The following is a 15,334-nucleotide window of genomic DNA, read 5'->3' on the forward strand; positions in this document are numbered from 1 at the left end:
TGGTCAGACCTTCGCGGACAGCTTGACGTCGATGTTGTTGCGGGTGGCCTTCGAGTATGGGCAGACCTCGTGGGCCTTCTTCATCAGCTCCTCGGCCTGGCTCTGCTCGAGCCCGGGCAGATAGCCGATCAGGTGCGCGTTGATGCCGAAGCCGCCGTCGGAATCCTTGCCGAAGCCGACCTGCGCGGTGATGCCGGTGGCGTCGTCGAGATCGATCTTCTCGTTGCGGGCGACGAGGCGCAGCGCGCCGAGGAAGCATGCGGCGTAGCCGGCCGAGAACAGCTCTTCGGGGTTGGTGCCTTCGCCGCTGCCGCCCGCCTCCTTGGGCGGCCGGGTGTCCAGATCGATGCGGCCGCTCGAAGACTTCACGTGGCCGTCGCGGCCACCTCCGGTTGCGGTGGACTCTGACGTGAAAATGACTTCGATGCTCATGGGCTTGATCATGCCAGCAGACGGCCAGACGGCAAGACGCCCCGGTCACCATGGGCTGCGGGGATGACCGGGGCGTCCGTCGGTTGGCCTAGATAATTGGCCTAGGTAATCGGCTACGCGCCGTTGCCGTCGAGTTTCGCGCGCACACCTTCCTCGACTTTCTTGCCCAGATCGGGGTCGACGTTGCGCCAGTACTCGAACACCCGCGACAGCACGGGCTCGCGCACACCCTTCGACACGTGGCCGACGATGTTGTGCACGAGGCGATCTCGCGCAGCGTCGTCGAGCACCTCGCGGACCAGGGTGCCCGCCTGACCCCAGTCGTCATCGTCGCGGCGCAGTGAATAGGCGGCGCGCACCATGTCGCCGTCGGATGCCCAGTGCACCTCGGCGGCGCGCCTCGGGTCGACTTCCGGCCCGCCCATCGAGTTCGGCGTGTACACCGGGTCGGTGACGTTGCGGATGCGCATCGCGCCGTCCTTGGAGTAGGCGCGGACCTCGACGCGCGGCTCGTTGACCGGGATCTGCTTGTAGTTCACCCCGAGCCGGGCGCGGTGCGCGTCGGAGTAGGAGAACCCGCGGGCCAGCAGCATCTTGTCCGGGCTCAGACCGGTGCCGGGCACCAGGTTGTTCGGCTCGAACGCGGCCTGCTCGATCTCGGCGTGGTAGTCGGTGACGTTGCGGTTCAGCGTCATCTTGCCAACCTCGTGCAGCGGGTAATCGCCGTGCGGCCACACCTTGGTCAGGTCGAACGGGTTGAACCGGTAGGTCTTGGCCTCCTCGAACGGCATGATCTGCACATACAGCGTCCAGCTCGGGAAGTTGCCCTCCTCGATGGCCGTGTACAGGTCGCGCTGGTGGTAGTCGGCGTCCTCACCGGCGAGGCGATCTGCTTCCTCCTGTGTCAGGAAGTCGATGCCCTGGTCGGTCTTGAAATGGTATTTGACCCAGAACAACTCGTTGTTGGCGTTGATCCAGCTGTAGGTGTGGCTGGAGTAGCCGTTCATGTGGCGCCACGTCTTCGGGATGCCGCGATCGCCCATCAGCCAGGTCACCTGGTGCGCCGACTCCGGCGACAGCGTCCAGAAGTCCCACTGCATGTGGTGGTCACGCAGGTTCGACCTCTGCAGGCGCTTCTGGCTGCGGATGAAGTTCTGGAACTTCATCGGATCGCGCACGAAGAAGATCGGGGTGTTGTTGCCCACCATGTCGAAGTTGCCTTCGCTGGTGTAGAACTTCAGCGCGAAACCGCGTGGATCACGCCACGTGTCTGGGCTGCCGCGTTCGCCGGCCACCGTCGAGAACCGCGCCACCATCTCGGTTTTCACGCCGGGCTGCAGGAACGCCGCTCGCGTGTACTGGCTGACGTCCTGAGTCACTTCGAACACGCCGTAGGCACCGCCACCTTTGGCGTGCGGTTGGCGCTCCGGGATGCGTTCCCGGTTGAAGTTGGCCATCTGCTCGATCAGGTAGTGGTCCTGCAGCAGGATCGGACCGTCCGGCCCTACGGTCAACGAGTGCTCGGCGCTGGGGGCCGGGGCACCGGAATCGGTCGTCGTGAACTTCGTCGCGGGATTCGTCGTGGGATTCTCAGCCATCCTCCCCTTCTCCTCACTGTGGTTGGTACTGTGGTTGGGCGGCCGGTCAGGCGGTTCCGCCCGCACGACACTCATTGCAAGTACCCCAAAACACGATCTCTGCCTCGTCGACTTCGAAGCCGTCGACTTTTGTGTGGTGAAGGCAGGGTGATTCGCCGACGACGCAGTCCACGTCGGCGATGCGGCCACAGTTGCGACACACCACATGGTGGTGGTTGTCGGCGATTCGGGTCTCGTAGCGGGCCGACGACCCTGCGGGTTCGATACGGCGGATGAGGCCGGCGTCGACGCATGCCCGCAGCACGTCATAGACGGCTTGCGTCGACACCGACCCCAATGTCTGACGGACCATGCCCGCCACGTCGTCAGCAGTCGAATGTGGTTTTGCCGCAACAGCTTCCAACACCGCGACGCGCGGCGCGGTGACCCGCAACCCCGCGGCTCGCAGCATCGTCTGAGGATCGGTTTCACGCGCGGCGGTCACATTGTCCAGTATCCGCGCATTCTGGAATCGGTCAAGAAAACCGCCCTGTGGTGCGCTTGATCAGGGCCTTGGCGCCGTTGTGGACGGGGTGGGCGACTGCGGCGACTCGGAGGCGCCGGGGCTGGGCCGTTCGAAGCCGGGGCCTGGGCGTTCAAAGCCTGGGCCGAAGTCGCGTCGGTGGTGGCCGAACCCCGGTCCCATCGGGAACATCGGCGGTCCGCCGCGATGGATGATCGCGAAGTCGCGATCGCCACGATGGTGGCCGCCACCCTTGGCCGAGTGCGTGCCGAGCACGAAGCCGCTGAAGAAGATGACGGCGACGATGAACACGATCCCGGCCACGATGCCGACCCACGCGGCGACGGCGGTCAGTCGTGAGCGCCGCGGTTGCAGCTCGGGTGCGACGTAGGCGGGCGGTGGTGGCGGCGGGGCGGTGGTAGCCGGGGTCGGCTGGGTTGTCGATTCGTCAGGTGTTCCGGTTGGTTCGCTCATACCTCAAAGCCTGCAAAGGCATTCGATGCGCTTCTCTTGAATTACTTATGAATCAGCTATGAAAGACCCGCCGTGTAAAAATCTGATCATGACCATTGCGGTGGGGGAGCCATGAGCGAGGATTCGCTGGTCGAACAGGCGCTTACCGGCGGGGCTCCTCAGCGTTTCGGTTGGTACCGCTTCTACTTCGAAGACGAACGTTGGGAATGGTCGCCCGAGGTGGCCCGCATCTACGGCTATGAACCAGGCACCGTCACGCCGACGACCCAACTTGTGCTGTCGCACAAGCATCCCGACGACTACGAGCACGTGGCCGCGACGCTGGACGAGATCCGGCGCACCCGCAAGCCGTTCAGCACCAGACACCGCATCGTCACCGTGTCCGGCGACACCCGCGAGGTCGTCGTCATCGGCGAACGCATGCACGACAACTCCGGACAGGTGATCGGCACCCAGGGCTTCTTCATCGATGTCACGCCGTCAGAGGAAACGCGCGCGGCGATCATTACCGAGGCGGTCGCCGAGATCACGGAGAACCGCGCGACCATCGAGCAGGCCAAAGGCATCCTCATGCTCGTCTACCGGATTCACGCCGACGCCGCGTTCGACCTGCTCAAGTGGCGTTCCCAGGAGACCAACGTCAAGCTGCGCGCGTTGGCAGAGCAGTTGGTCGCCGACGTGCGCACGTTGCACTACGACGAGACACTGCCGCCGCGTTCGACATTCGACCGGTTGCTGCTGACCGTGCACCAGCGGGTGCGGGCGAAGGCGGCGGGCCGGGATTCGGTGCCCGAATCGTAAGGGGGCTTTCCGCGGAGCGGCTCACCGCACGGACTTACCGCACGGACTTACCGCACGGATAGGAAAACCTGTCCCGCGGTCGGGCAGTTGTGGCTTGGTGGCTATTACCCCAGCGCCTCGTGATCATGACGATTGATCCCATGGAAGCGCAGAACGCTTTGACGAACGCCACCGCCGACGATTTCGGTGAGTGGCTGCGGTTGGCCCGGGAGGCCTTCACCGCGGTAGCGGCCGACGGCCGCACCGAGTTTCAGCCGCCGCGCTGGCGCTGACGCGTCAGTCCCAGGGCTTGAGCGGGTTGACGGCGAACTGGATGACCCGATACGGCGCGTTGGCGCGCGGCCCGGTGTTCCACTGGCTGATGAACACGCGCAGTTCGTCGAGCGTTGACCCCGGCGAGATGTAGCCGCCGTAGGGCTGGGCCAATCGGTTGACCTCCGGCGGCGGCAGCACCTCGGCGGGTTCGGGCCAGTCGCTGGCGTAGACGACGGTGGTCACCGGCGCGGTGCCCAGTTGAGTGGGATTCTCCGCCACCCGCACCTCCATGTTGCCGGTGGTGGCGTTGAAGTAGGACAGCACCGTCTTGCCGTCGATCTGGCGGATGCTCATCTCGCCGATCCGGTCCGGCCACAGCGGAGTCGGGGGGTTGTCCCAGCCGCTCTCGACGTTCCAGCCCTGCCAGGTGGACCGGTCGGTGAACGTCTCGCGCTTGGCGCGATACAGCACGACGGGGCCGCTGCGGTCGAAGTTGTTGGCCACGATATAGACCCATCCGGTCTCCGAATCCGGCGCGGGGATCGGGTCGTAGTAGCCGCTGATCTGGCTCTGCCTGCCGCCTTCGTACGACGCGTCGCGCAGCGAACCCGGCACCGTCGGCCACCCGCCGCGCGCCGGGTCGGGCTTGACCAACCGCGAGTTCAGCGGCCGCAGATCCTTCGCGACCGTCACCAACATGTAGTTCTCCCGGTTGATCTGCACCACGCCCGCGGGCAGCTGCGAGGCGCCGGGCTCCGCCGGATCGGCCAGCAACGGCTTGTCGATGCCGAACACGCCGTCGTAGCGCACTCCGGCGGGGTCGTCGATGGAGTCGGTCTCCACGTGCAACGCGATCGGCGAGTACCAGCCGCCGAACCCGACGCCCTGGCCGGCGAAACTGTCCCCGCACACCTGCAGGATGCCGCTGGGGAACTCCATGAACTCGCACAAGTCGGTGGCACCGATGCCGTAATCCCGTGTCGGCGTGCCGGTTCCGGCCGTAGGCCCGATGCGCAGCACCTGCCCAGGCGCGAGCGGCGGCAGCACCGGTGCGGGTATCGGCGACGGCTCCGCGTGCGCGACGGGTGCCGCCGTCAAACACGTCGCAACCAGCGCCGAAACGGCATTCCAGCAGAGAAACTGCGAGTAACGGCCTGCGTAGATTCCGTTTCGCGGCAAGGCAGGATGCGGGTCAGAGTTCGGCGGCCAGCAATTCGGCGATCTGAATGGTGTTCAGCGCGGCGCCCTTTCGCAAGTTGTCGCCGGACACGAACAGCGCGAGGCCGCAGCCCTCGGGCACGCCGGGATCCTGGCGGATGCGGCCGACGAGCGACTCGTCGACGCCGGCGGCGGCCAGCGGCGTGGGCACGTCGACAAGCTTCACGCCGGGCGCATCGGCGAGCAGTTCACGGGCCCGCTGCGGCGACAGGGGTTGCGCGAACTCGGCGTTGATCGACAGCGAATGGCCCGTGTACACCGGCACCCGCACACACGTGCCGCTCACCAAAAGCTCTGGGATGCCGAGGATCTTGCGGCTCTCGTTGCGCAGCTTCTGGTCCTCGTCGGTCTCGCCGGAGTCGTCGTCGACGAGCGAGCCGGCCAGCGGCACCACGTTGAACGCGATGGGTGCGACGTACTTGTTCGGCGGCGGGAACGCCAGCGCGCTGCCGTCGGCCACCAACTGCTTGCTGTCGCCGACCACCGCGGAGGCCTGGCTGAAAAGCTCTTCCACACCGGCGATTCCGCTGCCCGAGACGGCCTGATACGTCGAGGCCACCATGCGCACCAACTGCGCCTCGTCGTGCAGCGGCTTGAGCACGGGCATGGCGGCCATCGTCGTGCAGTTCGGGTTGGCGATGATGCCCTTTGGTCGATTACGGGCGTCGCGCTCGTAGTTGACCTCGCTCACCACCAGCGGCACGTCGGGGTCCTTGCGCCACGCCGACGAGTTGTCGATGACGACGGCGCCTGCCTCGGCGAACCGCGGCGCCTGCACCCGCGACATCGTCGCGCCCGCGGAGAACAGCGCGATGTCCAGCCCGGACGGGTCGGCGGTCGCGGCGTCCTCGACCTCGATCTCCTGCCCGCGGAACGACAGCTTCTTGCCCTGCGAGCGGGCCGACGCGAAGAACCGCACCGAGGTGGCGGGGAAGTCGCGTTCCTCGAGCAGCGTGCGCATCACCTGGCCGACCTGTCCGGTCGCGCCGACGACACCGATGTTGACCATTGATTCTCGCTCCTACCGTCCCGTGCCCGCGTACACGACCGCTTCCTCGTCGCCGCCGAGGCCGAACGCCTCGTGCAGCGCCGCGACGGCCTTGTCCAGTTCGGTGTCCTTGATCAGCACCGAGATCCTGATCTCGGAGGTGGAGATCAGGTCGATGTTCACGCCGACCTCGGCGAGCGCCTCGCAGAACGTCGCGGTGACGCCAGGGTGGCTGCGCATGCCTGCGCCGATCAGCGACACCTTGCCGATGTGATCGTCGTAGAGCACCTTGGTGAAGCCGATCTCCTCCTGCAGCGAGGTCAGCTTCTCGACCGCGCCCGGTCCGCTGTCGCGGGAGCAGGTGAAGGTGATGTCGGTCTTGCCGTCCTCCACCTTCGAGATGTTCTGCAGCACCATGTCGATGTTGACGTCGGCGTCGGCCACCGCGCGGAACACCTTCGCGGCATAGCCAGGAACGTCGGGCAACCCGACGACGGTGACCTTGGCCTCGCTGCGGTCGTGCGCGACTCCGGTCAGAATGGCGTCTTCCATGGGGATGTCCTCGATCGATCCTTTGACGATTGTTCCTGGCTTATCGGTGTACGACGACCGAACGTGAATCGGAACGTTGTACCGGCGGGCGTATTCCACGCAGCGCAGCATCAACACCTTCGCCCCGCAAGCCGCCATCTCGAGCATCTCCTCGAACGAGACGGTGTCGAGGTGGCGCGCGTTGGGCACGATGCGCGGATCGGCGCTGAAGATGCCGTCGACGTCGGTGTAGATCTCGCACACGTCGGCCTTCAGCGCGGCCGCCAGCGCGACCGCCGTGGTGTCCGAGCCGCCGCGGCCCAGCGTGGTGACGTCCTTGCTGTCCTGGCTGACGCCCTGGAACCCGGCGACCAGCACGATCTGGCCCTCGTCCAGCGCCGACTGCAACCGGCCCGGCGTGACGTCGATGATCTTGGCGTTGCCGTGGGTGCCGGTGGTGATCACGCCCGCCTGCGACCCGGTGAACGAGCGGGCCTGGGCGCCCAGCGAGTCGATAGCCATCGCAACCAGCGCGTTGGAGATTCGCTCACCGGCGGTGAGCAGCATGTCCATTTCCCGGGCAGGTGGCGCGGGGCACACCTGTTTGGCCAGGTCAAGCAGGTCGTCGGTGGTGTCGCCCATGGCGGAGACGACCACGACGACGTCGTTGCCCTGCTTCTTGGTCTCGACGATGCGCTCAGCGACGCGGCGGATCCGCTCGGCGTCGGCCACCGAGGATCCGCCGTACTTCTGTACGACGAGCGCCACTGTAAGAAACCTTTCGGGTATTGGAGAAGATCCCACCAAGGATAAGGGCTGCGCGCACTCGAATTTTTCGGCCGGTAGCGTCGTCACGTGACCGATAGCCCGACCAGTCGGCACGCCACCACCCGGGTGCCGATTCACCCGCCCATCGCCGCGCGGTGGAGTCCGCGGATGTTCGACCCCGACGCGGTGCTGGACACCGAGCAGCTGGTGGCCGTCCTGGAGGCCGCGCGGTGGGCGGCGACCTGGGGGCACCGGCAGCCGGTCCGGTTCATCGTGGGGCGGCGCGGCGATGCGACGTTCACCGCGATCACCGAACTGCTGAAGAAGGGCAACCGCTACGCCCATGCCGCGGGCGCGCTGATCCTGGTCTGCATCGACGAGGGCGAAGACGAGCGCACCGCCCGGTATGCGGCGGTCGACGCGGGCGCGGCGATCGCGCAGTTGAGCATCGAGGCGGTGTCGCGGGGCCTGATCGCGCACCCGATGGCCGGGTTCAACGCCGACGGCGCCGTCGAGGCGTTCGGCATCCCGGCCGGTGTGCGGCCGGTGGCCGTCGTCGCCGTCGGCTCGCTCGGCGACTACGACAACGCGCCGCAGGAGATCGTCGAACGCGACGCCCGCGGCCGACAGCGACTGCCGCTCGAGGAGGTCGCGTTCTCCGGCGGCTGGGGCAAGCCGCTGGCGCTGTAGTGATCAGGCCACGGCCATGAAGGTGAACGGTTCGGCCACCTCGAACGCTGCGCTGGCGTCGCCCGCGTAGATCGTGCGCTCCGCGTCGCCGAGGTCCAGCTTCTTCACCGGCGCGCCCTCGGTGAAATCCAGGTTCTTCAGATCGACCCAGAACGTGTTGGGCGCCAACGCCGATTCGAAGAAGTAGCGCAGCGAAGTGTGATCGACGACGGTGCGCCACCGGGTGCTGGAGATGTTGGGTTCATCGGGCGTCGAGATCCCGTAGGGCACCGACACGTTGCGCATCACCGAGAAGACCGCCGCGACCGCCAGCACCGGGTCGGCGGTCTGCTCCACGGCGTTGACGTAGAACGACGCCCGCACGAAGCGGTCGGCGGCGCGGTTGGTGCCCGGTAGCATCACGGTGCCGCCGATTTCGCGCCAGTACTCGTTGATCGCCAGCTGTTTGTCGAAGGTCGGCGAGTTCGTCATCACCTGGTATTCGCGGCTGTGGTGGATGACCTGCTCGCCGTCGATGTACTCGACGATGGCGCTGTCGCCGCCGGCATCCGAGATGGCCAGATGCAGAGTGGCCAACCGGTCCTCGCCCGGCACCTGCGCCGTTACCACGCGCAGCGGCGTGGCCGTCAGCGCGGCGACCGCCTCGGCGACGGTGGCGAAGTTGTCCAGCACGTACTGCGCCCACAGCGACAGCGCCATCGCGGGCCGGTCGCCGGTGTTGGCGGGGTACTGGCTTTCGGCCAGCCACAGCAGGTTGGCGGCCAGGCCGGCTTCGTTGACGCCGTCGGTCGTGCAGATGTCGTAGCCCGTCGCCACCACGCTGCCGTACTTCGCGGTCCACTCCGCCGAATCGGGACCGGCCTGGCCGGTGCGCTTCACTCCGCGCGGGAAGGCCCACAGGTTGGTTGCGATCTCGTATTTCCAGTCCATCGACCGGCCGGTGACGATTCGCTCACCGGTGCCCAGATAGACCACACGTGTGCACATGAGATGCACTGTAAGCGGTCTTACCGCCGGTCATTTGCAGGCGTCGGCCAGCGCCTTGATCTTCTCGAGGATCTGGCCGTTGAGCGCCATCGCCTCGTAGGCAGCGGGCGGGGCCGGCGCGCCAGGTGCCCGCGACGCGGACTGAGCGCGAATCTCGGGCAGCGTCCCGACGAACTCGTTGGCCAGGTAGGCCAGTTGCGTCGCGGTTCCGGCGAGGTCGGGCGCGGTGATCTTGCCCGCGCGTTCGGCAAGGCCGTCCGCCCACGCCTGATAGGCGATGTCCTCGGCGGGCGTCGGAACTCCCTCGGCGTCACCGAATTTGGACTCGATCTGCTGGGACTGTTCGCGGTTGAAGGCCAGCATGTCCTTCACCGGTGCGCACTCCTGCGACGAGCGCCCGAACAGGCCGGTCTGCGACACCCCGAGCGCCACGAGCACGACCACCACCACGGCAATGGCGACCCACCAGCGCCGATCCAGTCTCATCGCGGCCACTCTAGCGGGCCGCCGCCGAGTCGTAACGTGCCCGCAACACGGCGACGCAGTCTACGTAACAGAAACAGCGTCTACTGCCAGTGATCGGCCGTCGGGAGGCCGCGATCAATTCCGAACTCGAGACAAGGTGCAGTGATGTCCACCGACCTCGCCACACTCGCTGAGCAGTCAGCAACGAAATTCATCCTCGCGTTGTTCGTCGACCTGCGCGGAAAGCCGTGCGCGAAACTGGTTCCCGTCGAGGCCGTCGACCTGCTCGCCACCGAAGGCGTCGGGTTCGCCGGTTATGCCGTCGGGGCGATGGGTCAGGAGCCGAAAGACCCTGACATGATGGCGATTCCGGATCCGGCCTCGTTTCTGCCCATCCCGTTCATCAAGGACGGCCTCGCGATCGTGCATTGCGATCCGCACGTCGAGGGCAAGCCGTGGCCGTACGCGCCGCGAGTCATCCTCAAGGCGCTGATCCAGCAGGCCGCCGACGCCGGTTTCGAACCGTGGGTGGGCGCCGAGGTGGAGTATTTCCTGCTGCGCCGCAACGGCGACGGCGGCCTTGCGGTCGCCGACGCCGCCGACACCGCCGCGCAACCCTGCTACGACGCGCGCGGCGTCACGCGGATGTACGACCACCTCACCGCGATCTCCGCGGCGATGAACCAGCTCGGCTGGTCGAACTACGCCAACGACCACGAGGACGGCAACGGCCAGTTCGAGCAGAACTTCCAGTTCGCCGACGCGCTGACCACCGCCGATCGCGTGGTGACACTGCGCTACCTGCTGTCGGTGATCGCCGCCGAACGCGGCATGGTGGCCACCTTCATGCCCAAGCCGTTCTCCGAGAAGACCGGCAGCGGACTGCATTTGCACCTGTCGCTGACCAGCGGCGGCACACCGGTCTTCCCCGCCGACGACGACTCGCGCGGCCTCGGCCTGTCCGACACCGCGTACGGCTTCGTCGGCGGCATCCTCGAGCACGCCTGCGCCCTGCAGGCGGTGGTGGCTCCAACGGTCAACTCCTACAAGCGAACCGGCGCCACCTCCACGTCGTCGGGCGCGTCGTGGGCGCCGCGGACGCCGACGTACGGCGGCAACGACCGCACCCACTACATCAGGGTTCCTGACTCCACCCGCATCGAACTGCGCGGCAGCGACGGGTCGGCCAACCCATACCTTGCCATCGCGGCCGCGCTGGGTGCGGGCATCGACGGGATCAAACGCAGCGCCGACCCCGGCGCCGTGGGCGCGGCAACGACGGCACGACCGCTGCCGCCCACCCTGCTGCACGCCGTCGACGAGTTGGAGGCCGACCCAGTCATCACCGGCGTGCTCGACGCTGTCGGCGACGGCGTGGCCGCCTATTTCGTCAAGGTCAAACGCGAGGAGTTCTTCGACTACCACAGCGCCGTGACGCCGTGGGAGATCGACACCTACCTCACCGCCTTCTAAAGACGCGAAACACTTGAGGAGTCAATTCATGTGCGGGATCGTTGGGTTGCATCTACGCAACCCTGAGCTCTACCCGAGGCTGGGTGAACTGTTGACGGGGATGCTCTGCGAGATGGGCAACCGCGGCAGCGACTCGACCGGAGTCGCGGTGTACGGCGACCCGACCTGGTCGCCGCCGGGGCGCGGTTGCGTCTCGGTGGTCGACGTCGCCGACGACGCCGAAACCGTCGCGGCCACCGTCAGCGCGCAGACCGGCTGCGATGTGTCGGTTTCTGCCGTCGACGCTGCGTACTTGTTGACCGCCGACGCGGACTCCGCCGAATTGCTCGCCGCAGTCAGGGCCGCCTACCCGACCGCGTTGATCGCGGGCTTCGGCGCGGACATGGCCGTGCTCAAGGGCGTCGGCCATCCGCGCGCGTTGACCGAGGCGTGGGGCCTGACCAAGGCGCAGGGCTGGCAAGGCGTCGGCCACACCAGGATGGCCACCGAGTCGGCGGTGACCCCGGCGGGCTGCCATCCCTATACCGTGGGCCCGCAGCAATGCATGGTGCACAACGGCTCGTTCGCCAACCACGCCACGATCCGACGTCAATTGCGTGCGGCCGGCGTCGAATTCGACAGTGAGAACGACACCGAAGTCGGCGCGCGGTTCGTCGCCAAGCAGTTGGCCGACGGCCGCGACGTCGAGTCCGCGCTGAAGGAACTCTGCGCGACGTTCGACGGCTTCTACACGCTGCTGGTGTCCAACCGGGACTCGTTCGCGGTGGTGCGCGACGCGATCGCATGCAAACCGGCCGTGATCGCCGAAACCGCCAACTGGGTGGCCGTCGGCAGCGAATACCGCGCTCTTGCAGGCCTTCCCGGAGTCGAGGACGCCGTGATCTGGGAGCCGGAACCGGAGGTGGTCTACGCATGGACACGGTAGTCGGCTACGACCTGCGCCGGATGCCGCTGCGCGACGTCAACGCGGCACTGCATGCGCCAGACCTGTCCGGCGATTTCCTCATCGGCCATCCCGACGGCGCACACAACGTCGCCGTCGGCGTCAACGCGCCGGTGAAGATCACCGTGGACGGTCACGTCGGCTACTACGCCGCGGGGATGAACCAGCAGGCCGAGGTCACCATCACCGGGAATGCGGGCACCGGCGTCGCCGAGAACATGATGAGCGGCACGGTGTGGGTGAAAGGCAACGCGTCGCAGTCGGCAGGTGCCACCGCCCACGGCGGACTGCTCGTTATCGAAGGCAATGCCGCTGCGCGGTGCGGGATTTCGATGAAAGGGGTCGACATCGTCGTCGGCGGCAACGTCGGACACATGAGCGCTTTCATGGCGCAGGCGGGCCGGCTGGTGGTCCGCGGTGATGCGGGCGAGGCGCTGGGCGACTCGATCTACGAAGCGCGCATCTACGTGCGCGGCGAAGTCGCCTCCCTCGGCGCGGACTGTGTCGCCAAGGAGATGACCGCCGAGCATCACCAGGAGCTCGAATACCTGTTGAAGGCAGCCGGTTTCGAGGACGACGACACCAGCGCCTACACCCGCTACGGATCAGCGCGCGCCCTGTACCACTTCCACGTCGACAACGCTGCGAGCTACTGATGAGCTATTCGATCGATGACCGCGCCCGCCTGGGACTGCGCGAATCGGCCACCTTTGACCGGCCGACCATCGCGGCAATACAGCGCGCGGCCGAAACCGGCATCTACGACATCCGCGGATGGGGCGCCAAACGCCCACTCCCCCACTTCGACGACCTGCTGTTCCTGGGTGCGTCGATGTCGCGCTACCCACTGGAGGGGTACCGCGAGCGCTGCGACACCGACGTTGTCCTCGGCGATCGCTACGCCAAACATCCGCTGCACCTGGATATTCCGATCACGATCGCCGGCATGAGCTTCGGCGCGCTGTCCGGCCCCGCCAAGGAGGCGCTGGGCCGTGGTGCGAGCGAGGTTGGCACGTCGACCACCACCGGCGACGGCGGGATGACTCCGGAGGAGCGCGGCCAGAGCAAATACCTGGTGTACCAATATCTTCCGTCGCGCTACGGCATGAACCCGGACGACCTCCGGAAGGCCGACGCGATCGAGGTGGTGCTCGGCCAGGGCGCCAAACCGGGCGGCGGCGGCATGCTGCTCGGCCAGAAGATCTCGCCGCGCGTCGCCGGGATGCGCACGCTGCCCGAAGGCATCGATCAGCGTTCGGCGTGCAGGCATCCCGACTGGACCGGACCCGACGACCTGACCATCAAAATCAACGAGCTCCGCGAGATCACCGACTGGGAGAAGCCCATCTACGTCAAGGTCGGCGCAACCCGCACCTACTACGACGTGAAACTGGCCGTGCACGCGGGCGCAGACGTGGTCGTCGTCGACGGCATGCAGGGCGGCACCGCTGCGACGCAGGAGGTGTTCATCGAACACGTCGGCATCCCGACGCTGGCCGCGGTCCCGCAGGCGGTGCAGGCGCTGGCCGAGCTCGGGGTGCATCGGGCCGGGGCGAGCGAAGGGACGGGGAAGAAATCCGTTCAATTGATCGTGTCGGGCGGCATCCGCAGCGGCGCCGACGTCGCCAAGGCACTCGCGTTGGGCGCCGACGCTGTCGCGATCGGCACGGCCGCGCTGATCGCGTTGGGCGACAACCACCCCCGATACGAGGCCGAATACCAAAAGCTCGGCAGCGCGGCGGGTTTCTTCGACGACTTCCAGGACGGCACCGACCCGGCGGGCATCAGCACGCAGGACCCGGAGCTGGCCGCGCGGTTCGATCCTGTCGAGGGCGGGCGGCGGCTGGCCAACTATCTGCGCGTGCTGACGATGGAGGCACAGACCATCGCGCGCGCCTGCGGCAAGGCCCACGTGTGCCACCTCGAGCCGGAGGATCTGGTCGCCGTGACGATCGAGGCGGCCGCGATGGCCCGGGTTCCTCTGGCGGGCACCGACTGGATTCCAGGGTCGCGATGAGCGAAACAGCCGATGTCGTCGTCGTCGGCGGCGGCATCGAGGGCGCCGCTGCGGCGTGGGCGTTGAGTCGGCGCGGCGTCACCGATGTTATTGTCGCCGAACGCAATACCGTCGCATCCGGCATGACGGGAAAGTCCAGCGGCATCGTGCGCTGCCACTACGGAGTCAGCTCGCTGGCCGCGATGGCCACGGTCGGGCTGGAGGTCTTCGAGCAGGCGCATGAGATCTTCGGCGACGATATCGGCTTCCGCCAGACCGGCTACGTCGTCGGCGTCGGCGAGCCCAATGTCGAAGAGATGCGCAAAAGCCTTGCCGCACAACGAGCCGTCGGCGTGCAGACCGAGGAGATCGACCGCGCTGACGTCGCGAAGATGTGGCCGTTCGCCGACCTGTCGCCGTTCGCCGCGTTCGGCTGGGAGGCCCGCGGCGGCTACGGCGACGCCTATCAGACCGCGCAGGCGTTCGCGATCGCGGCGCGCGCGGCGGGGGTGCAGATCCGGCAGGGCGCCACCGTAAACGGACTGCTGGTCGACGGCGACGCGGTCACGGGCGTCCGGCTGGCCGACGGCGGCGTGGTCTCGGCGGGCACCGTCGTCGTCGCCGCCGGCGTGTGGACCAGGCCGCTGCTCGCCCCCTACGACATCGACGTGCCGATCCGCGTGGTCCGCGAGCAGATCGTCACCATCGCACCGGGCGTCGACATCGGCCGCGTGCCGGTGTTCTCCGACCTGGTTTCGCTGCAGTACCTCCGACCCGAGGTCGGCGGCGACATCCTGTTCGGCAACAGCGACCTGTCCGACGTCGAGGAGGCTGACCCGGACAACTACCTCAACCGCGCGACCGAGGCGTTCGTCGACCTCACGGTCGACAAGGTCAGCACCCGCTTCCCTGGGTTCACCGGCGCGGCGATCCGCACCAGCTATGCCGGCTGCTACGACGTCACGCCGGACTGGAACCCCGTGATCAGCAGGACCCCGCTAGACGGGCTGATCGTCGCGGCCGGCTTCAGCGGCCACGGTTTCAAGATCTCGCCCGCGGTCGGCAAGTTGGTCGCCGACCTGGTCATCGACGGCCACAGCACCGACCCGCGGATCCCGGAGACCGACTTCCGGTTGTCCCGGTTCGCCGAAAACGACCTGCTCACGACGCCGTACCCGTATGTCGGCGCGGGCCAGATGCGGTAGACAAGCGG

Annotated in this window: 17 protein-coding genes; 8 read left to right on the forward strand and 9 right to left on the reverse strand. The window is 67.2% G+C overall.

The features are described 5' to 3' along the window. Positions 1 to 3: 3 nt before the first annotated feature. From CQY20_RS11135 to CQY20_RS11150, 4 genes are all read right to left on the reverse strand, one after another. A complete protein-coding gene (locus tag CQY20_RS11135; protein ID WP_174814711.1) occupies positions 4 to 432 on the reverse strand; it encodes an organic hydroperoxide resistance protein in 429 nt (142 codons plus the stop codon). A gap of 113 nt (positions 433 to 545) precedes the next feature. Next, positions 546 to 2,030: a catalase gene (locus CQY20_RS11140; RefSeq protein ID WP_097940143.1), complete on the reverse strand. Its 1,485-nt coding sequence runs from the start codon at positions 2,028 to 2,030 to the stop codon at positions 546 to 548. A 46-nt stretch (positions 2,031 to 2,076) separates the two neighbouring features. Further along, positions 2,077 to 2,481 (reverse strand): Fur family transcriptional regulator, encoded by a 405-nt coding sequence (locus tag CQY20_RS11145; RefSeq protein ID WP_097940213.1) that lies wholly within the window; start codon positions 2,479 to 2,481, stop codon positions 2,077 to 2,079. A 93-nt stretch (positions 2,482 to 2,574) separates the two neighbouring features. Beyond that, positions 2,575 to 3,006: a hypothetical protein gene (locus CQY20_RS11150; protein WP_174814710.1), complete on the reverse strand. Its 432-nt coding sequence runs from the start codon at positions 3,004 to 3,006 to the stop codon at positions 2,575 to 2,577. A gap of 111 nt (positions 3,007 to 3,117) precedes the next feature. On the opposite strand from CQY20_RS11150, the gene CQY20_RS11155 reads away from it, so the two are divergent. Beyond that, positions 3,118 to 3,807, forward strand: coding sequence for a PAS and ANTAR domain-containing protein (locus CQY20_RS11155; protein WP_097940144.1), 690 nt, complete (start codon positions 3,118 to 3,120; stop codon positions 3,805 to 3,807). A 125-nt stretch (positions 3,808 to 3,932) separates the two neighbouring features. Next, a complete protein-coding gene (locus CQY20_RS34795; RefSeq protein ID WP_163701143.1) occupies positions 3,933 to 4,079 on the forward strand; it encodes a hypothetical protein in 147 nt (48 codons plus the stop codon). Positions 4,080 to 4,083: 4 nt separating this feature from the next. Here the strand turns inward: CQY20_RS34795 and CQY20_RS11160 are convergent, their stop codons facing one another. The 3 genes from CQY20_RS11160 to CQY20_RS11170 all read right to left on the reverse strand — a co-directional run bounded on the left by CQY20_RS11160 (position 4,084) and on the right by CQY20_RS11170 (position 7,567). Continuing rightward, the gene (locus CQY20_RS11160; RefSeq protein WP_163701428.1) at positions 4,084 to 5,175 is read right to left on the reverse strand and encodes a DUF4185 domain-containing protein; all 1,092 of its coding nucleotides are present in this window, start codon (positions 5,173 to 5,175) and stop codon (positions 4,084 to 4,086) included. A 79-nt stretch (positions 5,176 to 5,254) separates the two neighbouring features. Further along, on the reverse strand, positions 5,255 to 6,289 hold the full coding sequence (locus CQY20_RS11165) for an aspartate-semialdehyde dehydrogenase (protein WP_097940146.1): 1,035 nt from the start codon (positions 6,287 to 6,289) through the stop codon (positions 5,255 to 5,257). Positions 6,290 to 6,301: 12 nt separating this feature from the next. After that, a complete protein-coding gene (locus CQY20_RS11170) occupies positions 6,302 to 7,567 on the reverse strand; it encodes an aspartate kinase (RefSeq protein ID WP_097940147.1) in 1,266 nt (421 codons plus the stop codon). Positions 7,568 to 7,654: 87 nt separating this feature from the next. Here CQY20_RS11170 and CQY20_RS11175 point away from each other — a divergent pair, with 87 nt between their 5' ends. After that, positions 7,655 to 8,257 carry a nitroreductase family protein gene (locus CQY20_RS11175; RefSeq protein ID WP_097940148.1) on the forward strand — a complete coding sequence of 201 codons (603 nt, stop codon included), beginning with the start codon at positions 7,655 to 7,657 and terminating at the stop codon, positions 8,255 to 8,257. A gap of 3 nt (positions 8,258 to 8,260) precedes the next feature. Here the strand turns inward: CQY20_RS11175 and CQY20_RS11180 are convergent, their stop codons facing one another. Continuing rightward, positions 8,261 to 9,244: a bile salt hydrolase gene (locus tag CQY20_RS11180; protein ID WP_097940215.1), complete on the reverse strand. Its 984-nt coding sequence runs from the start codon at positions 9,242 to 9,244 to the stop codon at positions 8,261 to 8,263. A gap of 30 nt (positions 9,245 to 9,274) precedes the next feature. Then, a complete protein-coding gene (locus CQY20_RS11185) occupies positions 9,275 to 9,730 on the reverse strand; it encodes a hypothetical protein (RefSeq protein WP_097940216.1) in 456 nt (151 codons plus the stop codon). Between the two features lie 144 nt (positions 9,731 to 9,874). Here CQY20_RS11185 and glnT point away from each other — a divergent pair, with 144 nt between their 5' ends. Genes glnT through CQY20_RS11210 form a run of 5 tightly spaced genes read left to right on the forward strand, consistent with a single transcriptional unit; the run spans position 9,875 to position 15,326 of the window. After that, positions 9,875 to 11,182, forward strand: coding sequence for a type III glutamate--ammonia ligase (gene glnT / locus CQY20_RS11190; protein ID WP_097940149.1), 1,308 nt, complete (start codon positions 9,875 to 9,877; stop codon positions 11,180 to 11,182). A 28-nt stretch (positions 11,183 to 11,210) separates the two neighbouring features. Beyond that, the gene (locus CQY20_RS11195) at positions 11,211 to 12,107 is read left to right on the forward strand and encodes a class II glutamine amidotransferase domain-containing protein (RefSeq protein ID WP_097940150.1); all 897 of its coding nucleotides are present in this window, start codon (positions 11,211 to 11,213) and stop codon (positions 12,105 to 12,107) included. Then, on the forward strand, positions 12,095 to 12,781 hold the full coding sequence (locus CQY20_RS11200; RefSeq protein WP_097940151.1) for a GltB/FmdC/FwdC-like GXGXG domain-containing protein: 687 nt from the start codon (positions 12,095 to 12,097) through the stop codon (positions 12,779 to 12,781). Before CQY20_RS11195 ends, CQY20_RS11200 begins: the two co-directional genes overlap by 13 nt. Further along, positions 12,781 to 14,142, forward strand: coding sequence for an FMN-binding glutamate synthase family protein (locus CQY20_RS11205; protein ID WP_097940152.1), 1,362 nt, complete (start codon positions 12,781 to 12,783; stop codon positions 14,140 to 14,142). The genes CQY20_RS11200 and CQY20_RS11205 overlap by 1 nt, the downstream gene beginning before the upstream one ends. Then, positions 14,139 to 15,326, forward strand: coding sequence for an NAD(P)/FAD-dependent oxidoreductase (locus tag CQY20_RS11210; protein ID WP_097940153.1), 1,188 nt, complete (start codon positions 14,139 to 14,141; stop codon positions 15,324 to 15,326). Before CQY20_RS11205 ends, CQY20_RS11210 begins: the two co-directional genes overlap by 4 nt. Positions 15,327 to 15,334: the final 8 nt, after the last annotated feature.

Source organism: Mycolicibacterium agri (genome assembly GCF_002553505.1).
In the GTDB taxonomy this organism is placed as follows: domain Bacteria; phylum Actinomycetota; class Actinomycetes; order Mycobacteriales; family Mycobacteriaceae; genus Mycobacterium; species Mycobacterium agri.